The 19,966-nt window shown below is 66.5% G+C and carries 21 protein-coding genes; 13 read left to right on the forward strand and 8 right to left on the reverse strand.

The window, feature by feature from the left end:
- Positions 1–1,314: a thymidine phosphorylase gene (gene deoA, locus AABF56_RS19745; RefSeq protein ID WP_272807245.1), complete on the forward strand. Its 1,314-nt coding sequence runs from the start codon at positions 1–3 to the stop codon at positions 1,312–1,314.
- Here the strand turns inward: deoA and AABF56_RS19750 are convergent.
- The 7 genes from AABF56_RS19750 to AABF56_RS19780 form a co-directional block, all read right to left on the reverse strand.
- Positions 1,304–1,840, reverse strand: coding sequence for a TIGR02281 family clan AA aspartic protease (locus tag AABF56_RS19750; RefSeq protein WP_272807246.1), 537 nt, complete (start codon positions 1,838–1,840; stop codon positions 1,304–1,306). The two genes, deoA and AABF56_RS19750, sit on opposite strands and share 11 nt — an antisense overlap.
- Positions 1,841–2,090: 250 nt before the next feature.
- A complete protein-coding gene (upp, locus tag AABF56_RS19755; protein ID WP_064332141.1) occupies positions 2,091–2,720 on the reverse strand; it encodes a uracil phosphoribosyltransferase in 630 nt (209 codons plus the stop codon).
- A gap of 105 nt (positions 2,721–2,825) precedes the next feature.
- The gene (locus tag AABF56_RS19760) at positions 2,826–3,782 is read right to left on the reverse strand and encodes an adenosine deaminase (protein WP_443021166.1); all 957 of its coding nucleotides are present in this window, start codon (positions 3,780–3,782) and stop codon (positions 2,826–2,828) included.
- Positions 3,783–3,790: 8 nt separating this feature from the next.
- The gene (locus tag AABF56_RS19765; protein ID WP_272807248.1) at positions 3,791–5,020 is read right to left on the reverse strand and encodes a phosphopentomutase; all 1,230 of its coding nucleotides are present in this window, start codon (positions 5,018–5,020) and stop codon (positions 3,791–3,793) included.
- 98 nt (positions 5,021–5,118) lie between these two features.
- The gene (locus AABF56_RS19770) at positions 5,119–5,730 is read right to left on the reverse strand and encodes a TadE/TadG family type IV pilus assembly protein (RefSeq protein ID WP_272807538.1); all 612 of its coding nucleotides are present in this window, start codon (positions 5,728–5,730) and stop codon (positions 5,119–5,121) included.
- Complete coding sequence (locus tag AABF56_RS19775; protein WP_244770380.1) at positions 5,730–6,332, reverse strand: TadE/TadG family type IV pilus assembly protein; 603 nt, start codon at positions 6,330–6,332, stop codon at positions 5,730–5,732. The genes AABF56_RS19770 and AABF56_RS19775 overlap by 1 nt, the downstream gene beginning before the upstream one ends.
- Positions 6,333–6,456: 124 nt before the next feature.
- Positions 6,457–6,825 (reverse strand): pilus assembly protein N-terminal domain-containing protein, encoded by a 369-nt coding sequence (locus AABF56_RS19780; RefSeq protein ID WP_317633324.1) that lies wholly within the window; start codon positions 6,823–6,825, stop codon positions 6,457–6,459.
- Between the two features lie 366 nt (positions 6,826–7,191).
- Here AABF56_RS19780 and AABF56_RS19785 point away from each other — a divergent pair, with 366 nt between their 5' ends.
- The 9 genes from AABF56_RS19785 (at position 7,192) to AABF56_RS19825 (ending at position 16,154) form a co-directional block, all read left to right on the forward strand.
- Positions 7,192–7,371 carry a Flp family type IVb pilin gene (locus tag AABF56_RS19785; RefSeq protein WP_244770379.1) on the forward strand — a complete coding sequence of 60 codons (180 nt, stop codon included), beginning with the start codon at positions 7,192–7,194 and terminating at the stop codon, positions 7,369–7,371.
- A gap of 117 nt (positions 7,372–7,488) precedes the next feature.
- Entirely contained in the window at positions 7,489–7,992 is a 504-nt protein-coding gene (locus AABF56_RS19790; RefSeq protein WP_244770378.1) for an A24 family peptidase, read from the forward strand.
- Positions 7,993–8,182: 190 nt separating this feature from the next.
- Positions 8,183–8,989 carry a Flp pilus assembly protein CpaB gene (gene cpaB / locus AABF56_RS19795; RefSeq protein ID WP_244770377.1) on the forward strand — a complete coding sequence of 269 codons (807 nt, stop codon included), beginning with the start codon at positions 8,183–8,185 and terminating at the stop codon, positions 8,987–8,989.
- A 13-nt stretch (positions 8,990–9,002) separates the two neighbouring features.
- Positions 9,003–10,550: a type II and III secretion system protein family protein gene (locus AABF56_RS19800; RefSeq protein WP_272807249.1), complete on the forward strand. Its 1,548-nt coding sequence runs from the start codon at positions 9,003–9,005 to the stop codon at positions 10,548–10,550.
- A 59-nt stretch (positions 10,551–10,609) separates the two neighbouring features.
- Positions 10,610–11,278, forward strand: coding sequence for a CpaD family pilus assembly protein (locus AABF56_RS19805; RefSeq protein WP_272807250.1), 669 nt, complete (start codon positions 10,610–10,612; stop codon positions 11,276–11,278).
- Between the two features lie 62 nt (positions 11,279–11,340).
- Positions 11,341–12,624, forward strand: a complete 1,284-nt coding sequence (locus AABF56_RS19810) for an AAA family ATPase (RefSeq protein ID WP_272807251.1) — start codon at positions 11,341–11,343, stop codon at positions 12,622–12,624.
- Between the two features lie 36 nt (positions 12,625–12,660).
- Positions 12,661–14,139, forward strand: coding sequence for a CpaF family protein (locus tag AABF56_RS19815; protein ID WP_272807252.1), 1,479 nt, complete (start codon positions 12,661–12,663; stop codon positions 14,137–14,139).
- A 9-nt stretch (positions 14,140–14,148) separates the two neighbouring features.
- Positions 14,149–15,159, forward strand: a complete 1,011-nt coding sequence (locus AABF56_RS19820) for a type II secretion system F family protein (RefSeq protein ID WP_244770372.1) — start codon at positions 14,149–14,151, stop codon at positions 15,157–15,159.
- Positions 15,160–15,170: 11 nt separating this feature from the next.
- Positions 15,171–16,154, forward strand: a complete 984-nt coding sequence (locus tag AABF56_RS19825; RefSeq protein ID WP_244770371.1) for a type II secretion system F family protein — start codon at positions 15,171–15,173, stop codon at positions 16,152–16,154.
- 134 nt (positions 16,155–16,288) lie between these two features.
- Here the strand turns inward: AABF56_RS19825 and AABF56_RS19830 are convergent, their stop codons facing one another.
- Entirely contained in the window at positions 16,289–17,026 is a 738-nt protein-coding gene (locus tag AABF56_RS19830; RefSeq protein ID WP_272807539.1) for a tetratricopeptide repeat protein, read from the reverse strand.
- Positions 17,027–17,239: 213 nt separating this feature from the next.
- Here AABF56_RS19830 and AABF56_RS19835 point away from each other — a divergent pair, with 213 nt between their 5' ends.
- The 3 genes from AABF56_RS19835 (at position 17,240) to AABF56_RS19845 (ending at position 19,952) form a co-directional block, all read left to right on the forward strand.
- On the forward strand, positions 17,240–18,631 hold the full coding sequence (locus AABF56_RS19835) for a leucyl aminopeptidase family protein (protein WP_272807253.1): 1,392 nt from the start codon (positions 17,240–17,242) through the stop codon (positions 18,629–18,631).
- Between the two features lie 68 nt (positions 18,632–18,699).
- Complete coding sequence (locus AABF56_RS19840) at positions 18,700–19,050, forward strand: MarR family transcriptional regulator (protein WP_244770368.1); 351 nt, start codon at positions 18,700–18,702, stop codon at positions 19,048–19,050.
- 35 nt (positions 19,051–19,085) lie between these two features.
- On the forward strand, positions 19,086–19,952 hold the full coding sequence (locus AABF56_RS19845; RefSeq protein ID WP_272807254.1) for a C40 family peptidase: 867 nt from the start codon (positions 19,086–19,088) through the stop codon (positions 19,950–19,952).
- The last annotated feature ends 14 nt before the right edge of the window (positions 19,953–19,966 follow it).

Below are 19,966 nucleotides of genomic sequence, written 5' to 3' on the forward strand. Positions count from 1 at the left end.
ATGCTCCCGCAGGAGACGATCCGCCGCAAGCGGAACGGCGAGCCCCTCACCGCCGGGGAGATCGCCCGCTTCGTCACCGGCCTCACGGATGGCAGCGTCTCGGAAGGGCAGGTGGCGGCCTTCGCCATGGCGGTCTGGTTCAATGGGATGGCGCGCGAGGAGACCGTGGCGCTGACGCTCGCCATGCGCGATTCGGGCGACGTGCTCGACTGGTCGGATATCGACCGGCCGATCGCCGACAAGCATTCGACCGGCGGGGTGGGCGACAATGTCTCCCTCATGCTGGCGCCGATCGCGGCGGCCTGCGGGCTTGCCGTGCCGATGATCTCCGGCCGCGGCCTCGGCCATACCGGCGGTACGCTCGACAAGCTGGAATCGATCCCCGGCTACACGATCATGCCCTCCGCCGAGCGCTTCCGCCGCACGGTCCGGGAGGTCGGCTGCGCCATCATCGGCCAGACGGCGGATCTCGCGCCGGCCGACAAGCGCCTCTATGCCATCCGCGACGTCACCGCGACGGTCGATTCGGTGCCGCTGATCACCGCCTCCATCCTCTCCAAGAAGCTTGCCGCCGGCCTCCGGTCGCTGGTGCTCGACGTGAAGGTCGGCAACGGCGCCTTCATGGCGGAGACCGGCGAGGCGGAGACGCTGGCCCGCTCGCTGGTCGCGGTCGCGAACGGGGCCGGGGTCACGACCGCCGCCCTCATCACCGACATGAACCAGCCGCTCGCGGATGCCGCCGGCAATGCCGTCGAGATCGCCAACTGCATCGCCTTCCTGAAGGGCGAAAAGGCCGGGACGCGGCTTGAGCGCATCGTGCTTGCCTTCGCGGCGGAAATGCTCGTGCTCTCAGGGCTGGAGCGGGATATCGCCGCCGCCGAAGGCCGGGCCGCCACGGCCCTTGCCAGCGGCGCGGCGGCCGAGACGTTCGGGTGCATGGTGCAGGCGCTCGGCGGCCCGGCCGACCTCATGGAGCGACCGGAGGCCTATCTTGCGCCCGCCCCTGTCATCCGGCCGGTCATCGCGCCGCATTCCGGCTATCTTGCCGCCTGCGACACGCGTGGGCTCGGCCTTGCCGTCATCGAACTCGGCGGCGGGCGCAGCCGCCCGGACGACGGGATCGACCACCGTGTCGGTTTCGACCGGCTGCTGCCGCTCGGCACGACGGTGGAGAAGGGCGAGGAGATCGGCCGCGCGCATGCGGCGGATGCGGAGAGCGCGGCGCAGGGCGCGGCGCGGCTTGCCGGGCTCTACCGGATCGCGCCGGAGGCCCCCGTGCCCTCGCCGGACATCCTGACGCGCATCAGCGGGTGAGGTGCAGCTTGCCGCCCTCGACGCGGTAGGACGACAGCCCCTTCAGGAAGCTCATGCCGATCAGCGTGCCCGACAGCGCCTTGTCGTCGAGCACCATGGCGCCGACATTCTCCATGCGCACCGGGCCGATCTCGACGCGGTCGAGGCGGATATAGGCGGCGCGCGCCTTGCCGTTCGCCGTATCGACGGCATAGCGGAAATCGAGGTCCGTCTTGGCGATGCCGAGGCGCTGCGCCGTCGAGATGTTGATGGCGATCATGCTGGCGCCGGTATCGACCAGGCCCTCCTCCTTGCGGCCGTTGATGGCGAAGAGGCCGGTGAAATGACCGCTCGGATCGGCGCTGATGACGGCGCTGCGGTTGCCGGTATAGCGTGCCGCGTTCCTGCCCGTCTCCACGGCCGCCTTCTCCACCGTCGCCTCGGGCGCCTTGGCGGTCGCATCGAGATAGCGGGTCGCAACGCCGGGCACGAAGGCCGCGGCCGCGACGACGGAACCGATGAGAAAGACAAGGCTGCGAACGAACATGGGACAGTCTCCGGGAGGATCTGTCCCGAAATAGCACGCATCCGGCTAACGGACGGCAAAAGGGGCGCTCGGCGGCGCCCCTCTCCACGATCTTCGATCGGTTTGGTAAATGGCGCGTGCACCCTCGCTCCCCCCCTCAAGTCATCCTCGGGCTTGACCCGAGGGTGACTTGAGGGGGGTGTGGCGTGGATGGTCGGGTCAAGCCCGACCATGACGGAGGAGAGGGCAGAGGCCCTGTCCGGTCAGCCGCTCACTTCGTGCCGTACATGCGGTCGCCGGCATCGCCGAGGCCGGGCACGATATAGCCCTTCTCGTTGAGCTGGCGATCGATGGACGCGGTATAGACCGGCACGTCCGGGTGGTGCGCGCGGAAGCTCCTGATGCCTTCCGGTGCTGCGAGCAGGCAGAGGAAGCGGATATTCGTCGCCCCGCGGCTCTTCAGCGTGTCGATGGCAGCGATAGCGGAGTTGCCCGTCGCGAGCATCGGATCGACGACGATGACGAGACGCTCGTCGATGCTGTCGGGCGCCTTGAAGAAATATTCGACCGCCTCCAGCGTCTCGTGGTCGCGATAAACGCCGATATGGGAGACGCGGGCGGACGGCACCAGTTCCAGCATGCCTTCGAGCAATCCGTTGCCGGCGCGCAGGATCGAGGCGAAGACCAGCTTCTTGCCTTCGAGGACGGGCGCGTCGATCTCTTCCAGCGGCGTCTCGATGCGCGCGGTGGTCAGCTCCAGGTCGCGCGTGACCTCGTAGCAGAGCAGGGTGGAGATCTCGCGCAGGAGCCGGCGGAAACTTCCTGTCGAGGTCTCCTTCTTGCGCATGATGGTCAGCTTGTGCTGCACGAGCGGGTGATCGATGACTGTGACGCCGTCCATGGCCAACCTTCCGAAAACGAGTAAACGCCTCTTTTTCCACGGAACGGCGCAAGGCCGCAAGAGTGGAGCGCGCCCGGCCGGCAACATCCCCAGCCGGCTTGCCCGTCAAAGCCGCGAAAGCAGCCTCTGGCGCGTCGGTTCGTCGACGAAGGCGGCCTCGATCGCGGTCCGCGTCATGCCGAGCAGCGCCTCGTCGCTGAAGCCCATGACGGAGGAGGCGATCTCGTATTCCCGGGCGAGCGAGGTGTGGAAGAACGGCGGGTCGTCGGAATTGAGCGTGACGCGGACGCCCGCGTCGTGAAGGGCGCGCAGCGGGTGATGCTCGAAGTCCGGGAAGACCTTCAGCGCGATATTCGAGCCTGGGCAGACTTCCAGCACCACGCCCTCGTCGGCCAGCCGTCTTACAAGGTCGCCGTCCTCGATGGCGCGCACGCCGTGGCTGATGCGCGTGGGGCGGACATGGTCGAGCGCATCGCGCACGCTGAAGGCGCCCGAAAGCTCGCCCGCATGGATGGTGATGCCGAGGCCGGCATCGCGGGCGATGTCGAAGGCGCGCGCGAAATCGGCGACGCGGTGCATGCGCTCCTCGCCGGCAAGGTTGAAGCCCGAAATCAGCGGATGCGGCCGGCGGGCGGCATATTCCGCCGCCTTCATCACCCGTTCCGGGCCGAAATGGCGGATGCCGACGATGAGGAGGCGCGTCTCGATGCCGGTTCTCGCCCGGGCCTGCTCGGCGCCCTCGGCAAGGCCGCTTATATAGGCATCGGCGCCGATGCCGACGGCGTCCCCCTGGTCGGGCGAGACGATCAGCTCGCTATAGACGGCGCCGGCTTCGGCGATCCCGGTGAGGTAGGTCTCGGCGAGCAGGGCATAGTCCTCCTCCGTGCGGAAGAGGTTTGCCGTTGCGTCGTAGCTTGCGACGAAGCTGGTGAAATCCTCCCAGGCATATTCGCCGTCGCGGATGAAGGCGGAGGTGTCGATACCGTAGCGCTGCGCCTGGGAAAGGGCGAGGGCCGGCGGGGCCGCGCCTTCGATATGGCAGTGCAGCTCCGCCTTGGGCATGGGTTTCGTCACAGAAAGCTCCTTCCATGCGGGCCCGGCGCAATGCCGAGATGGCGTGCGACGCTTTCGCCGATGTCGGCGAAGGTGGTGCGGGTTTCGAGCAGGCGCGAGCGCAGGCCCGGGCCGAAGCTCATGATCGGCACGCGCTCGCGCGTGTGGTCCGTGCCGCGCCAGGTCGGGTCGCAGCCGTGGTCGGCGGTGAGGATGACGATATCGCCGGGTTTCAGCTTGCGGTCCACCTCCGGCAGGCGCCGGTCGAAGGCCTCGAGCGCGGCGGCGTAGCCCGCGACATCGCGGCGGTGGCCGTAGAGCATGTCGAAATCGACGAAGTTGGTGAAGACGAGATCGCCGTCCGCCGCTTCGTCCATGATGCGGAGCGTCGCGTCGAACAGCGCCATGTTGCCGTTCGCCTTGGTGAGCCGGCCGATGCCCTGGTGGGCGAAGATGTCGCCGATCTTGCCGACGGCATGCACGGTGCGTCCGGCCTCCGTCAGCCGGTCGAGCAGGGTCGGTTCCGGCGGCAGCACGGAATAGTCGCGGCGGTTGCCGGTGCGCTCGAAGGTCTCCGGCGTCTCGCCGACGAAGGGCCGCGCGATGACCCGGCCGATGCGCCCGCCCGGCCGCTCGTCGAGGATCTTTCGCACCGTTTCGCAGAAGGCGAGCAGCCGGTCGAGGCCGAAGGCGCGCTCGTGCGCGGCGACCTGGAAGACGGAATCGGAGGAGGTGTAGCAGATCGGTTTGCCGCTGCGCATATGGTCGAGGCCGTGGCGGGCGATGATGTCGGTGCCGGAGGCATGGCAATTGCCGAGGATGCCCGGCACCTTGCCGGCCGCCGTTATGGCTTCCACCAGCTCCGGCTCGAAGGCGCCGCCTTCCGCCGGAAAGTAGCCCCAGTCGAAGCTGACGGGCGTGCCGGCGATCTCCCAGTGGCCGGAGGGCGTGTCCTTGCCGTTGGAGACCTCGCTGGCGGCGCCGTGATAGCCGAAGACGCGCTGCGGCACGTCCATGCCCTGCGGAAAACGGCCCGTGGCGGCGCGGGCGGCGTGCAGCAGGCCGAGCGCCGACATGTTGGGGAGCTTCAGGTGCCCCTGGCGCAGACCCGGCCGGTCGGCAACGCCCGCCGCGCAGAACTCGGCGATGTGGCCGAGCGTGTCGGCGCCGAGATCGCCGAAGGCGGCCGCATCCGGACCGCCGCCGATGCCGAAGGAATCAAGAACGAAGAGAAAGGCTCGCGCCATGGATCACCTGCCGTCTGTCCGCGTCCGGATGAACTGCGAGACATGACACGGGCCTTGCAACGGGTTCAAGCGAAATCGCGAGGCGAACGGGATCGGGATCAGCAGTCGGAGCAGTCGATAGTCTTGCCGACGCGCTGGCGGAAATAGCTCGTGCGGGAAAGGTTGATCTTGTTGAGCCGCGAATCGAGATTCGGCGCCAGAAGCAGGATGGAATAGGGCACCGACAGTTCCGTGCGCACGATGAACGTGTCCTTGACTTCCATGTGGCTCGGCAGCGTCACCGCGCTTCCCTTGGCATAGGGGGTGCTCGCCGCCTGGTCGCGCGACCAGGCGACCTTTGCCTTGCCGTCGGCCGCAACGGCGATGCCGGTGATCTTCAGCGTATAGGCGCTTTTGGTGGGGAACGGCGCCACGACCTTGGCGACGACGTCCTTCATCGTGTCGAGTGTCGCCTTGTTGGTCGAACTGCTCTGCGTCAGGAGGTCGGAAACGGTCGCGGAGGCCCTGCTGACCTTGCGCAGGGAGGTGATGGCGACGGTGATCTCGAAGGCGCCCACATAGGCCATCATCAGCAGTGGGGCGACGATGGCGAATTCGATGGCGCCGATGCCGCGGCGATCCTCGACGAAGCGGCGCAGCCGCAGCAGCATGCCGCGCCCGGCACCCTGCCAGCCCTTGACGACATCCGGTGGGGAAAGGACCTTGCGCATCACGGATAGTCCTCGTTCTGGACGACGGCCGTCGCGATCATCAGGTAGTTCTGCCGGGAGCCGTCGGCCGCGCGGATGTTGGAGACATAGGGGCGGATGAGGTCCGTCACGATGTCCCAGCGATAGTAGGCACGCACGATGTTGATGGTCCGCTTGCCGCCGGGTGCGATCTTGAAGGACGACGTGTCGAGGTCCGCGCCGACGAGCGGTGTGGTCTTCGGGATGTCCGAGAACTTCGCGAAGCTCCTGACGTCGAGAAACAGCTTGTCCGCCGTTTTTATCTCCTGGGGCGAGCAGGGCATCAGGATGGCGATCTCGTCGCAGAAGGCCTTGCGGAACGTCTCCGTATCCACGGTGGCGTTGCCCGAGGAGCGGATTTCGCCCGTCCTGATCTTGCGCGCCATGGTTTCGGTGGCGTTGGCGAGAAGCTGTTCGGCGGAAAAGGCGACGAAGGTCTCGAGCGAGGCGAAGACGATCATGAAGAAGGGCAGGCTGAGAAGCGCGATCTCGATGGACGTCGCGCCGTCACGCCGGGCAAGGAAGCGGCCGAACAGGCCCTTCTTCGGCCTTCGGCGGACAGGTGCATCATGATCGAGCGACATCGCGATCCGTTCCCAAATGCTGGACACGGGCGAGGATAGGCCGCAGACCGTTTATATTTCGTATGCGGAAAGGGGAAGAATTGAACGGTTTCCCGCATTCGGACGCCCGAAGCGGGACGGGGCGTCAGCCACCGCTCCTGTTCCGGGCAACGTGCTCTTCGCAATTGGGCGTGCAGGAGAGCACCGACCGGTCCGTCTGCCGGAAGACCCGCACCGTGTTGCCCTCGTCGATCGAGACGAGGATGCGTTCGTCGATGATGGCGTTGCCGTCCGCATCGAGCAGGACCAGGTTGGTGGTTCCGAAATTGCGGCCGGTCAGGACGATCGTCTGGGAATCGGCCACGGTCGCATCGGCGACCTCCGCATTGCCGATGATCACCTTGCTGACGGGGCGATCGAGCTTGAGCACGCGGGCGTGGTCCATGTAGACGCGCATCAGCGGTTCGTCGGCAAGGGCGGAAGCGGCTGTCGCCACAACGACGAAGCCCGCCATCACCAGCTTTGCGGCACCCGTAGCGAAGATCAAGTCGCGTCCCATAAACAGTCATCCCGGCGATAAAACACCAACAGCATCGCTGCGAATGGTGAACGAAGACTTAAGCCACTCGCTAACCTTGTAGATTTATCTGCCGCCCGTTTGGCCCGCCTGCCCCGTCGAGCCGCGCCAAACAAAGGAAAATACGCGCGCGTAAGGGGATTAACCGAATGATCACCATAAATCCGGCCACCGCATGGCAAGGCTTTGTTAACCGGTTTCCTTAAGTCGATGGAAATGGCTTGCCTGTAGGTTGCAACCATCCGAACAACGGAAACAGTTGGCGGACGTGCTGAACCAACATCGTGGAGCTAGGAGAATACCATGACCAAGATTTTCGCTCGCCTTATGAAAGACGAATCGGGCGCCACCGCCATCGAATACGGCCTGATCGCCGCACTGGTTTCCGTTGCCCTGATCGCCGGTGCCGGCGCGCTCGGCGACTCGCTGAACAACACGTTCAGCACGCTCGGCTCGAAGATGGAAGCCGAAGTGCCGAAGTAATCGGCGACCGGAGGCGTAGCCCCTATATCGGAAAGCCGCCCCGCAAAGGCGGCTTTTTGCTTTCAGTTATCCTTTCCGAAACGGACGAGGCGCATCATGCGCCGAAAGGAGAGCATCATGGCCCAGGCAATCATCTTCGTGGTATTCCCGCTTTGCCTCGCGGTCGCGGCCTGCTCCGATTTTCTGACGATGCTCATCCCCAACCGGGTCTCGGCGATCCTCCTTGTCGCCTTCGTCGTCGTGGCGCCGCTGGCGGGCCTCGGCCTGACGGAGATCGCCATGCATCTTGCGGCCGGCCTTCTCGTCTTCTCCGTCTGTTTCGCGCTCTTCGCCCTCAATGTCATGGGCGGCGGCGACGCCAAGCTCCTGACGGCCAGTGCCGTCTGGTTCGGCATGAGCCTCTCCCTCGTCGAATACCTGGTCTATGTTTCCGTCTTCGGCGGATTGCTCACCATTGCAATCCTCTCCCTGCGCGCCAAGACGAACCTGATCCTCGCATCGGGCCTGCCGGTTCCCGATCACCTGCTCAAGGCCAAGAAGGTGCCCTATGGCATCGCGATCGGGATCGGCGCCTTCCTCGCCTATCCGTCCTCGCCGCTGATGGTCGCGGCGCTCGGCTGAGGCGGCCGGCCGCCATTTCATCACGATGCCTGCTTGCCAGCCCCGGTTGAAGCGCCGGGGCCGATGCATGTCCCGCGCCTGGTTTCGTTAGTCTTGCGTTAACCATGCGCGTAAGGCGGTTATTAACCATAATTACACCATTGCCGGTTAGCGTGGGTGGATAGAAAAGTCCGCAGCCCAGGGAAACCACATGAGACCGGCGCGAATCATCATTCTGGCAGTGGCCGTCGTTTCGGCGGGCGTCGCGGGCCTTCTGGCCCTGCGGGTCGCCGGCGGAGGCGCGCCCGTGCAGACCGAAGCCGTCGTCGAGCGCGAGGCGACCGTCAACGTGCTGGTCGCTAAGGAAAGCCTGCCGGTCGGCGCGCGGCTCAATCCGGAAACGATCGCCTGGACGGCCTGGCCGGAAGGCTCGATCGTCGAGGGCTTCATCACCGACAAGAACCGGCCGGATGCGATGGAGAGCCTCAACGGCGCCATAGCCCGCATGCCGATCTTCAATGGCGAACCGATCCGCCAGGAGAAGATCGCCGATTCGAGCAACCGCATCATGTCGTCGCTGCTGCCTTCCGGCAAACGGGCGGTAGCGACGGAGATCTCGGTCGCTACCGGCGCCGGCGGCTTCATCCTGCCGAACGACCGCGTCGACGTCATCATGGTGCGCAAGAGCCCGGAAGGCTCCTACATCACCGAGACCGTGCTGTCGAACGTGCGCGTGCTCGCCATCGACCAGCAGATCCAGGAAAACGAGGACGGCTCGAAATCCGCCATCGGCACCACCGCGACGCTGGAGCTCACGCCCGACCAGACCAAGGTGATCGCCGTCGCCCAGCAGATGGCCGAACGCCTGTCGCTGGCGCTGCGCAGCATCGCCGATGCACAGGAAGCCGATACCGGCGCGGCCGACTACCTGCTCAGCGGCGGCGACGGCATGCCGATCATCCAGGTGATCAAGACCGGTGAAATCGTAAACGGCGGCGAGCCCGCGGCCCAGAAGTGATCAGGAGCTGACCGTGTTTGGAATCACAAGGACATTTCGGGCTTCTGTCGCCGGCGGGCTGAGCTTCTGCCTCGCCCTTTCCGGCCTGGCGGAGACCGTGTTCAGCGGCACGCCGGCGCTCACCGCCGAAGCGGCGACCGCTTCCGTCATCCGCATCAACGACAGCGGCCCCGGTGCCCGCAAGGCGGTGAAGCTCGGCCTCAACAAGGCGATCGTTGTTGATCTGCCGACCGACGCGCACGACATCCTCGTCGCCGATCCGGGCAAGGCGGACGCGGTCACCCGCACCTCGCGCCGCATCTACCTGTTCGGCAAGGAAGTCGGCCAGACCAACATCTTCATCTTCGGGCCGGGCGGCGAGGAGATCGTCAGCATCGACCTCACCGTCGAGCGCGACATCGACGGCCTGCAGGCGAACCTGCGCCGCTTCATTCCCGACTCCGACATCCAGGTCGAGATCATTTCGGACAACATCGTGCTGAATGGCACGGTACGGACCCCGCAGGATGCCGCCCAGGCGACGCGACTTGCCGAAATCTTCCTGAGAGGCGGCGAGGCGACGACCCGCAACATCACGGCCCAGGGCAACAACGGCGATGCGGCGATCTTCGGCGAAGTGCGCCAGCGCTCCCAGGTCGTCAACATGCTCAAGATCGACGGCGAGGACCAGGTGACGCTGAAGATCACCGTGGCGGAGGTCAGCCGCCAGGTGCTCAAGCAGCTCGGCTTCAACGGCTCCGCCCAGGGATCGAGTGGCGGCATCTCCTTCCGCAACCCGACCAATCTCGGCGGCGCGGCCGACTGGGTCTCCAATGGCGCCCTTTCCGGCACGGTCGGGGGCCTGGCCCTTTCCAGCAGCATGAGCGCCATGGAGCAGGCCGGCGTGATGCGGACCCTTGCCGAACCGAGCCTGACGGCGATCTCCGGCGAGGAGGCCCGCTTCTATGTCGGCGGCGATTTCCGCCTCCCGAGCGAGCAGACGATCGAAAGCGGCGAGGCCGGCAAATCCCCGACCATCACCCGCACGATCACCGAGGTCGAATACGGCATCCGGCTGAATTTCCGCCCGGTCGTGCTGTCGCCCGGCCGCATCAGCCTGCGTGTCGAGACGGAGGTCTCCGAGCCGACTTTCGAAGGGTCGGCGACCTATGGCGGCACCCAGGCCATTCCCGGCATGACGGTGCTCGGCATCCGGCGCCGCGAGGCCACGACGAGCGTCGAGCTGCCGTCGGGCGGCTCGATCGTCATCGCCGGCCTCGTCAAGGACGATATCCGCCAGGCCGTCTCCGGCCTGCCGGGCCTTTCGAAGATCCCGATCTTCGGCACGCTGTTCCGCTCCAAGGACTTCGTGCGCAACGAGACGGAAATGGTCATCATCGCCACGCCCTATCTCGTGCGGCCCGTCGCGCGCACCGCGCTCCAGCGTCCGGACGACAATTTCAACGCGACCAACGATGCGGCGAGCTTCTTCCTCGGCAAGGTGAACAAGATCTACGGCCGCAAGGAAGACGCCATGCCGGCGGGCAACTACCACGGCTCCATCGGTTTCATCTACAAGTGACGGGACGGGACATGCGCGACACGACCAGCAAGACTTGGCTCCCCGCAAGGAACCGCACCATGCACAGGCCCCTGCCGATGCGCGCAGCGCTCGCGGCGACCCTTATCCTGTCCGCCACGCTACTCGCCGCTTGCGGCGCGCGGCCGGACCGGTCCACGACGGCCTCGATCCCGGACGACTACCGTACGCGCCACCCGATCGTGCTGTCCGAAACCGCGCAGACGATGGACATTCCGATCGCCATCGGCGACCGGGCGCTGACGGCGGCCATGCGCGACAACATCCGCGGCTTTGCCGCCGACCACGCCGCGAAATCGCGCAGCGCTGTGCAGATCATGCTGCCGCGCAGCTCGGCCAATGCCGCGACGGCCAACCATCTGCGCAAGGACATCCGCACGACGCTGACGGCGGCGGGCATCAAGCGCGACCAGCTGATCGAGACGAGCTACGATGCGAGCGGCTACGGCGCCAATGCGCCGATCCGGCTTGCCTTCTTCGCCATCACCGCGCAGGCGGGACCCTGCGGCGAATGGCCGGAAGACCTCGTCGTCAACACAATGGAAAACAAGAACTATCAGAATTTCGGCTGCGCATCGCAGGCGAACCTTGCCGCCCAGATCGCAAATCCGATGGATCTCGTGCAGCCGCGCGGCATGACCCCGATCGATGCTGAGCAGCGCAATGTGGTGATTCAGGACTACCGCGAGTTTGGCCAGCCGCCGCTGTAATCGCCGGCTAGGGCCAGGCACATATCCATCCGGTCCGCCGGACACCAGGAACGGGCATGACGATGAGCACAGTAGATTACACCATCGAGCGCGCGGGCGCAGCTGAGGCGGACGAGGCGATCCGGTCCGCCGAACTGGAGGGCGTGCGTCCGCTGCCGCGCATCTCGGTCCACGCCTTCTGCGAAAGCGAGGCCATGCTGCGCACCATGGAGCGCTGCGGCCAGGACCGCCGCATGGCCAAGGTGAGCCTCCGGGTCTCCAGCGCCAGCATCGCGGCGGCGGCCAACATGTTCGCCTCGGCCCCGACGCCGAACCTTTTGATCCTGGAGACCTCGACGGAACCGCGCGGCATCATGGACGAGCTCGCCCCGCTCGCCGAGGTCTGCGATCCGAGCACCAAGGTCATCATCGTCGGCAGCTACAACGACATCCCGCTCTACCGCGACCTCCTCCGCAACGGCATCTCCGAATACATGGTCGGCCCCGTCGGCATGGCCGACATCCTCAACGCCATGTCGACGATCTTCGTCGATCCCGATGCCGAGCCGCTCGGCCGCACCATCGCCTTCATCGGCGCCAAGGGCGGGGTGGGGTCCTCGACGATCGCGCATAATTGCGCCTTCGACATTTCGAGCCTCTTCCAGACGGAGGTGATCCTCGCCGACCTCGACCTGCCCTATGGCACGGCCAATATCGACTTCGACCAGGATCCGCCGCAGGGCATTTCCGAGGCGATCTACGCGCCGGACCGGCTGGACGAGGTGTTTCTCGATCGCCTGCTGACGAAGTGCTCTGAGCGCCTGTCGCTGCTCGCGGCCCCCTCCATGCTCGATCGTGCCTACGATCTCGAGCGCGGCTCCTTCCAGCCGATCGTCGAGGTGCTGCAGCGCAGCGCGCCGGTGACCGTGCTCGACGTGCCGCATGCCTGGTCGGAGTGGACGCGCACGCTGCTGTCGGAGGTCGACGAGCTGGTCATCACCGCGGTGCCGGACCTTGCGAACCTGCGCAACACGAAGAACATGCTCGATGCCTTGAAGAAGCTTCGCCCGAACGACAAGCCGCCGCACCTGATCCTCAACCAGGTCGGCCTGCCGAAACGGCCGGAGATCGCGGCGGACGACTTCTGCGAACCGCTCGGCATCCAGCCGATCGCGGTTATCCCCTTCGACGCGCAGCTCTTCGGCACCGCCGCCAACAGCGGCCGCATGATCGCCGAGATGGATCGAAAGTCGCCGACGGCGGAGACCTTCTCGCAGATCGCCCATCTCGTGACGGGGCGCGCGACGATCAAGAAACCCAGGAAGACCGGCCTCGGCAATCTGCTCGGCCTCATCGGCAAGAAATAGGCCCGACGGGCGGCGCAACAGACTGGATGAAGTGGCATGTTCGGCAAACGCGGCAATGAAGGTTTCGGCAAGAGCGGTTCGGCGGGCCAGGCGGGCCAGGCCACGCCGGCTTCCGTCACGACCGTGACGGCGGAGCGCCCGGTCGTGGCCGCGCCGCCGCAGCCCGTCTTCGAGCCGGCCGCCGCTCCGGCTCCGGCTCCGGCACCGGCCGCGACCGCCCGCCGCCGTGCGCCGCGCACGGAAGACTATTACGACACGAAGAGCCAGGTCTTCTCCGCGCTCATCGACACGATCGACCTGTCGCAGCTCGCCAAGCTCGATACCGAGAGCGCGCGCGAGGAAATCCGCGACATCGTCAACGACATCATCACGATCAAGAATTTCGCGATGTCGATCTCCGAGCAGGAGGAACTGCTCGACGATATCTGCAACGACGTGCTCGGCTACGGCCCGCTGGAGCCGCTGCTGGCGCGCGACGACATCGCCGACATCATGGTGAACGGCGCGGGCAAGACCTATATCGAAGTGGCCGGCAAGGTGCAGGAATCGGAGATCCGCTTCCGCGACAATGCCCAGCTCCTGTCGATCTGCCAGCGCATCGTCAGCCAGGTCGGCCGCCGCGTCGACGAATCGAGCCCGATCTGCGACGCGCGCCTGCCCGACGGCTCGCGCGTCAACGTCATCGCCCCGCCGCTCGCCATCGACGGCACGGCGCTCACCATCCGCAAGTTCAAGAAGGACAAGCTGACGCTCGACCAGCTGGTCAAGTTCGGTTCGATCACGCCGGAAGGCGCGACGCTGCTCCAGATCATCGGCCGGGTGCGCTGCAACCTCGTCATCTCCGGCGGCACCGGCTCGGGCAAGACGACGCTGCTCAACTGCCTGACGAACTATATCGACCGTGACGAGCGCGTCATCACCTGCGAGGACTCGGCCGAACTCCAGCTCCAGCAGCCCCATGTGGTGCGCCTCGAAACCCGCCCGCCGAACATCGAGGGCGAGGGCGAGATCACCATGCGCGATCTCATCAAGAACTGCCTGCGCATGCGGCCCGAGCGCATCATCGTCGGCGAAGTGCGCGGCCCGGAGGTGTTCGACCTCCTCCAGGCGATGAACACCGGCCATGACGGCTCGATGGGCACGATCCACGCCAACACGCCGCGCGAATGCCTGTCGCGCATGGAATCGATGATCGCCATGGGCGGCTATACCCTGCCGGCCAAGACGGTGCGCGAGATCATCTCCGGCTCCATCGACATCATCATCCAGGCCTCGCGCCTGCGCGACGGGTCGCGCCGCATCACTCACATCACCGAGGTGGTCGGCATGGAAGGCGACGTCATCGTCACGCAGGACCTGATGCGCTTCGACATCCAGGGCGAGGACGCCAACGGGCGCCTCATCGGCAAGCACACGGGCACCGGCATCGGCAAGCCGCATTTCTGGGAGCGCGCCCGCTACTTCAACGAGGACAAGCGCCTGGCGGCAACGCTCGACGCGATGGAAAAGCCGTAAGGGGCCGCGATGTTCGGACTGGATATCACCATCGTCGCGATCTTCGCCCTGGCGGCCCTTTCGACCGCGGGCCTTGCCTATGGCCTGCTCTTCTCGCGCATCGAGGCGGCGAAGAAGACGGAAAGCCGCATGCGCCGCGTCCAGGCCGCCGAGACCGACCAGGGCAAGGCCAAGGCCGCGCGCGACCGCATGCAGGAATTGTCCAAGCGGCGCAAGTCGGTGCAGGATTCGCTGAAGGACCTTGAAAAGAAGCAGCAGGAACAGACCAAGCGCGCCGCCACCACCCTGAAGGCGAAGCTGGTCCAGGCCGGGCTCTCGATCAGCATCCCGCAGTTCTACCTTCTCAGCGCCGCCGCCGGCATCTTCGTCTTCCTTCTGGCCCTTCTTGCCGGCTCGGGCCTGCTCGTCAGCCTCGGCGCGGCCTTCATCGCCGGTGCCGGCCTGCCGCGCTGGGTCGTCGGCTACCTCGTCAAGCGGCGGATGAACAAGTTCCTCGAGGAGTTCCCCAACTCGCTCGACGTGATGACGCGCTCGATCAAGTCCGGCCTGCCGCTGACCGACGCGCTGCGCCTGATCGCCGCCGAAGGCCAGGAACCGGTGCGCACCGAGTTCCGCCGGCTCGTCGAGGCGCAGCAGGTCGGCCTCAGCGTTCCGGAAGCCTGCGCGCGCATGTTCACCAACATCCCGCTGCAGGAGGTCAACTTCTTCTCCATCGTCATCGCGATCCAGAGCCAGGCCGGCGGCAACCTGTCCGAGGCGCTTGGCAACCTCTCCCGCGTCCTGCGCGAGCGGCGCAAGATGAAGGCCAAGGTGAGCGCGCTGTCGATGGAGGCGAAGGCCTCGGCCGCCATCATCGGCGCCCTGCCGTTCATCGTCGCCTTCCTCGTCTACCTGACCTCGCCCGACTATATCGTGATCCTGTTCCAGGATCCGCGCGGCCATCTCATCCTCGGCATCTCCGCCGTCTGGATGTCCATCGGCATCCTGGTGATGCGCAACATGATCAACTTCGACATCTGAGGGGCAGGGGCATGTCGGGACTCGTTACCACCCTTACCGATCCGGCCGTGCTGCTGCCGGCCTTCGTGATGATCGCGGTGCTCGCGACCTTCTACACGCTCGCCGCCCCCTATCTCGACCGCGGCGATCTCGACAAGCGCATGAAGTCCGTGGCGCTGGAGCGCGAGCAGATGCGCGCGCGCGAACGCGCCCGCATGAACGCCGAAGCCTCCCAGAGCAAGGCCTCGCTGCGTGCCCAGCACAACACCTCCGTGCGACAGGTCGTCGAGCGGCTGAACCTGCGCGAGGCGCTGGTCGACGCCCATACGATGAACCGGCTGCGCCAGGCCGGCTACCGCTCTCAGAACGCGCTCAACATCTTCCTCTTCGCGCGCTTCGTGCTGCCCTTCGTCTTCGCCGCCATCGGCGCCTTCTACATCTTCTTCCTCGGCTATCTCGGCGACAAGCCGTTGGCGATGCGCATCCTGGCGACGGTCGTCATCGCCTATATCGGCTTCTACGCGCCGAACCTCTACATCTCCAACCGGGTGTCGAAGCGCCAGCTTTCGATCAAGCGCGCCTGGCCTGATGCGCTCGACCTGATGCTGATCTGCGTCGAGTCCGGCATTTCCATCGAGGTCGCCTTCAAGCGCGTGGCCGGCGAGATCGCCATGGCCTCGCCGGAGCTGGCAGAGGAGCTGGTGCTGACCACCGCGGAACTCTCCTTCCTCCAGGAGCGCCGCGCGGCCTACGAGAACCTCGGCACGCGCGTCGGCCTTGATACGGTGAAAGCCGTGACGCAGGCCCTCATCCAGGCGGAGCGCTACGGCACGCCGCTCGCCCAGGCGCTGCGCGTTCTCGCCCAGGAATGCCGCGACCAGCGCATGAACGAGGCGGAGAAGAAGGCCGCCGCCCTGCCGCCGAAGCTGACCGTGCCGATGATCCTGTTCTTCCTGCCGGTGCTGGTCGCCGTGATCCTCGGCCCCGCCGGCATCCAGGTCTCCGACCGCTTCTAAAAGAGGCCGCGGGTCGATCAAAAAAGCGCCCCGGTCGAGATATCGGCCGGGGCGAGGTCGTGCTTGGGAGCGAGTTACGAGCAGTTCCAGCAGAACTGTAAGGCGGTTTTACGTCCGCGCATCGGAGAAACGGATCAGTTGGTGTTGCCGCTGTCGTCGGCTGCGAGCTTCTTCCAGGCGTTCTGCTGGGTCATCATCGAGCGCAGATAGGTGACGTTCGCCTCGGCCTGCTCGGAGGCCAGTTCGCGGCGGGCGATGGTCTCCGCCTCCTGGAAACGGCCCTGGAGGCCGACGGCGAGCGCGAGGTTCTGGCGCACGCCGCTGTCGGCGCCGGGCTGGGAGGCGGCGGAGCGCAGATAGGTCTCGGCCGTCTTCAGGTCCTTCGCCAGGAGATAGGACATGCCGAGATTGGAGAGCACCGACGGCTCGTTCGGATTGATGTCGAGCGCCTCGCGATAGCGCGCGCGGGCCTCTCCGGCGCGGCCGAGCTGGTCGAGGATCGCGCCTTCGGCCGATTTCAGCCGCCAGTCCGGCCGGTCCGGCGTCTGCGCGCGCAGGATCGTGTTCAGCGCCTGCTCGAGCTGGCCGGCGGCGGCCTGCGCCTTGCCATAGGCCGCCAGCACCTCGCGGTCGCTCGGATTGTTGATGGCGACCTGCTGCATGACGGCGAGCGCCTGGTCGTTGCGCCCGTTCATGCGCAGCACATTGGCATAGTTCATGCCGACGGTGCGGTCCTTGGGGTTCTTCGCATAGGCCCGGCCGATCGTATCGGCGGCGCCCCGCAGTTCCGTCGCATTCATCTCGGACACCGGCTTCGACATTTTCGGAATGGAGCCGGTCGTGATGTTGCTCTTGCCCGCGCAGCCCGCCATTGCCACCGCGATGGCAAGACATGCTGCGCCTCTCAAAAATCCAGCGCGAAGTGACGTAAGCGTGACGGAAGCGGCCATGATCTGTCCCCGAAGCGATTCCCGCATGTCGCGGCGGTCAAGGAATCACGCCGCAATCTCCACTCCAGCAATAATCTGTTAACCCTAACAGAGTGTTAATCGCCTGATTCTCAAGCCCTGCCCAAAGGTTCCGCCATGGCCCCCTTCCAGTTCATCGACCGGCCCTCTCCCTTCAACACGAAGAACGGCAGGACGCTGCCGATCTTCGCGATCACGCCGGCCCATATCGAGACCGGCACGATCGACCCGATCGCGCTCGACTGGGCAAGGAAGGCCGGCTTCAAGGCGGAATCCGGGGCGCTGCTGATGGTGCCGACGGCGGACGGCCATCTCGGCGGCGCGCTCTTCGGCCTCGGCAAGAACCCGTCCGACGCGCCGTTCCTGACGGGCAGGCTCGCCCGCGCGCTGCCGGCCGGCGACTGGCATATCGAGACCGCGCCGCTGACGGCCAACCGCCTCGCGCTCGGCTACGGCCTCGGCAGCTACCGCTTCGAGCGCTACAAGGCCTCCGCCGCCGAAGCCCCGACCCTGCTCATCCCCAGCGATGCGGACGCCACCGACATCAAGCGCCAGATCGCCGGCGTCTTCCTTGCCCGCGACCTCATCAACACGCCGACCAACGACATGGGCCCGGACGCGCTGGAGGACGCCTTTCGCGCGCTCGGCGAACATTACAAGGCGAAGGTCTCCGTCATCATGGGCGATGATCTCCTCAAGGAGAATTTCCCGCTCATCCACACGGTCGGCCGCGCCGCCGCGCAGGCGCCGCGCCTGCTCGAACTCACTTGGGGCAAGAAGGGCCACAAGCGCGTGACGCTCGTCGGCAAGGGTGTCTGCTTCGATACCGGCGGCCTCGACATCAAGCCGGCCTCCTCCATGCTCCTGATGAAGAAGGACATGGGCGGGGCGGCCAATGTCATGGGCCTCGCGCTGATGATCATGGATGCCAAGCTGAAGGTGGACCTGCGCGTGCTCCTGCCGGTGGTGGAGAACGCGATCTCCGCCAACGCCTTCCGCCCCGGCGACATCTACAGGAGCCGCAAGGGCCTCACCGTGCAGATCGACAACACCGACGCCGAGGGTCGCCTGATCCTTGCCGATGCGCTCGCCTATGCGGACGAGGCGGAGGCCGACCTCGTCATCGACATGGCGACGCTGACGGGCGCCGCGCGCGTCGCGCTCGGCCCCGACCTGCCGCCCTTCTTCACCGACGACGAGGACCTTGCCCACGACCTCACCGAGGCGAGCCTGACGGTCGATGACCCGATGTGGCGCATGCCGCTCCACATGGGCTACGACAAGGACGTCTCCGCCCGCATCGCCGACCTCACCAACGCGCCCGCGGGCGGCATGGCGGGCTCGATCACCGCGGCGCTGTTCCTCAAGCGCTTCGTCACCCGCAACAAGCGCTGGGCGCATTTCGATATCTACGGCTGGGCGCAGGCCGAGCGGCCGCATTCGCCCGTCGGCGGTGAGGCGCAGGCCATCCGCGCGCTCTACCATCACCTGCGCAAGGCGACGGCCTGAGGCGGCGGCTTTTCTTCCGGTAAACGATACGGTATCGTAACGAAAATGCCGTCCTGCCCGGAGACGCCGTGCCGCTAGATCTGACCCCATCGCAGGCGCTCGGCCTCTGGCACGCGGTGACGCTGCAGCAGGTCCACGAGGATGGGCGCGACCTGACCTTGCGCCAGATGGCGATCCTGCTGGAGATCTACCTCGTGCCCCCGCCGCACACGGTGCGGGGGCTGGCGGCGAAGCTGGGCGTGACCAAGCCGGTGATCACCCGCGCGCTCGACACGATGGGCGAGCAGGGCCTCGTCACCCGCATGCGCGACGACCGCGATCGCCGCAACGTCATCATCAAGCGCACCGTGGACGGCGCGCTCTATCTCGAACGCCTCGGCGATCTCATCATCGCCCGGGGCCGTGCGCAAAACCCCTGAACCGACCCCCTGAACGGCCCCGTGAGACCAGATCCATGAACGCCCTTCCAGACCGCCGCCTCAACGCCTTCCGACCGGATCTCGCCGAGGAGGCCCTGCGCGGCACCGTTGCGGCCGCGCACTATGTCACGGGCACGCCGGCCGTCGTGGCGCAGCCCGTTGCCGCGCTGCGCCCCCGGCCGGATGCCGCCGCCGGCATCGATACCGAGCTCCTGTTCGGCGAAGGCGTGCGCGTGCTCGACCGGGCGGAGGGCTGGGCCTGGGTGAAATCCGATTTTGACGGCTATGTCGGCTACCTGCCGGAGGCGGCGCTCGATGCGGCCGGCCCTGCGGCGACCCCTGCAGCGACCCATGTCGTCGCCGTGCCGCGCACCTTCGCCTATTCCGGCCCGGACCTGCGCACGCCCGCCGCCTTCGCCCTGTCGATCGGTAGCCGGATACCGGTTATAGGCGAGAGCGAGACGCGCGGCACCCGCTACCTGACGCTTGCCGGCGGCCAGTCGGTCGTTGCCGGTCACTGCCTTGCGATCGGGGAGAGGGCAGGGGACGACTATGTCGCCATCGCCGCCCGGTTCCTGGAGACGCCCTATCTGTGGGGTGGCCGCTCGGGCTTCGGCCTCGACTGCTCGGCCCTGGTGCAGCTTTCGATGATGATGACGGGCCGCACCGCGCCGCGCGACAGCGACATGCAGGCCGCCGGCCTCGGCACGCCGATCGAGCGCGGCGCGCTTCGCCGCGGCGACCTCGTCTTCTGGAAGGGCCATGTGGCGATCATGGAAGACGAGGCGACCATCATCCACGCCAACGGCCATACGATGAGCGTGGCGCGCGAGGGGCTGGATGCGGCCATCGAGCGCATCGGCTGGCTTTACGCGCAGCCGACCGGCTATCGCCGGCCCTGACGCGCGCCGGGCTG

Source organism: Shinella sp. WSC3-e (genome assembly GCF_945994535.1).
Lineage (GTDB): Bacteria > Pseudomonadota > Alphaproteobacteria > Rhizobiales > Rhizobiaceae > Shinella > Shinella yambaruensis.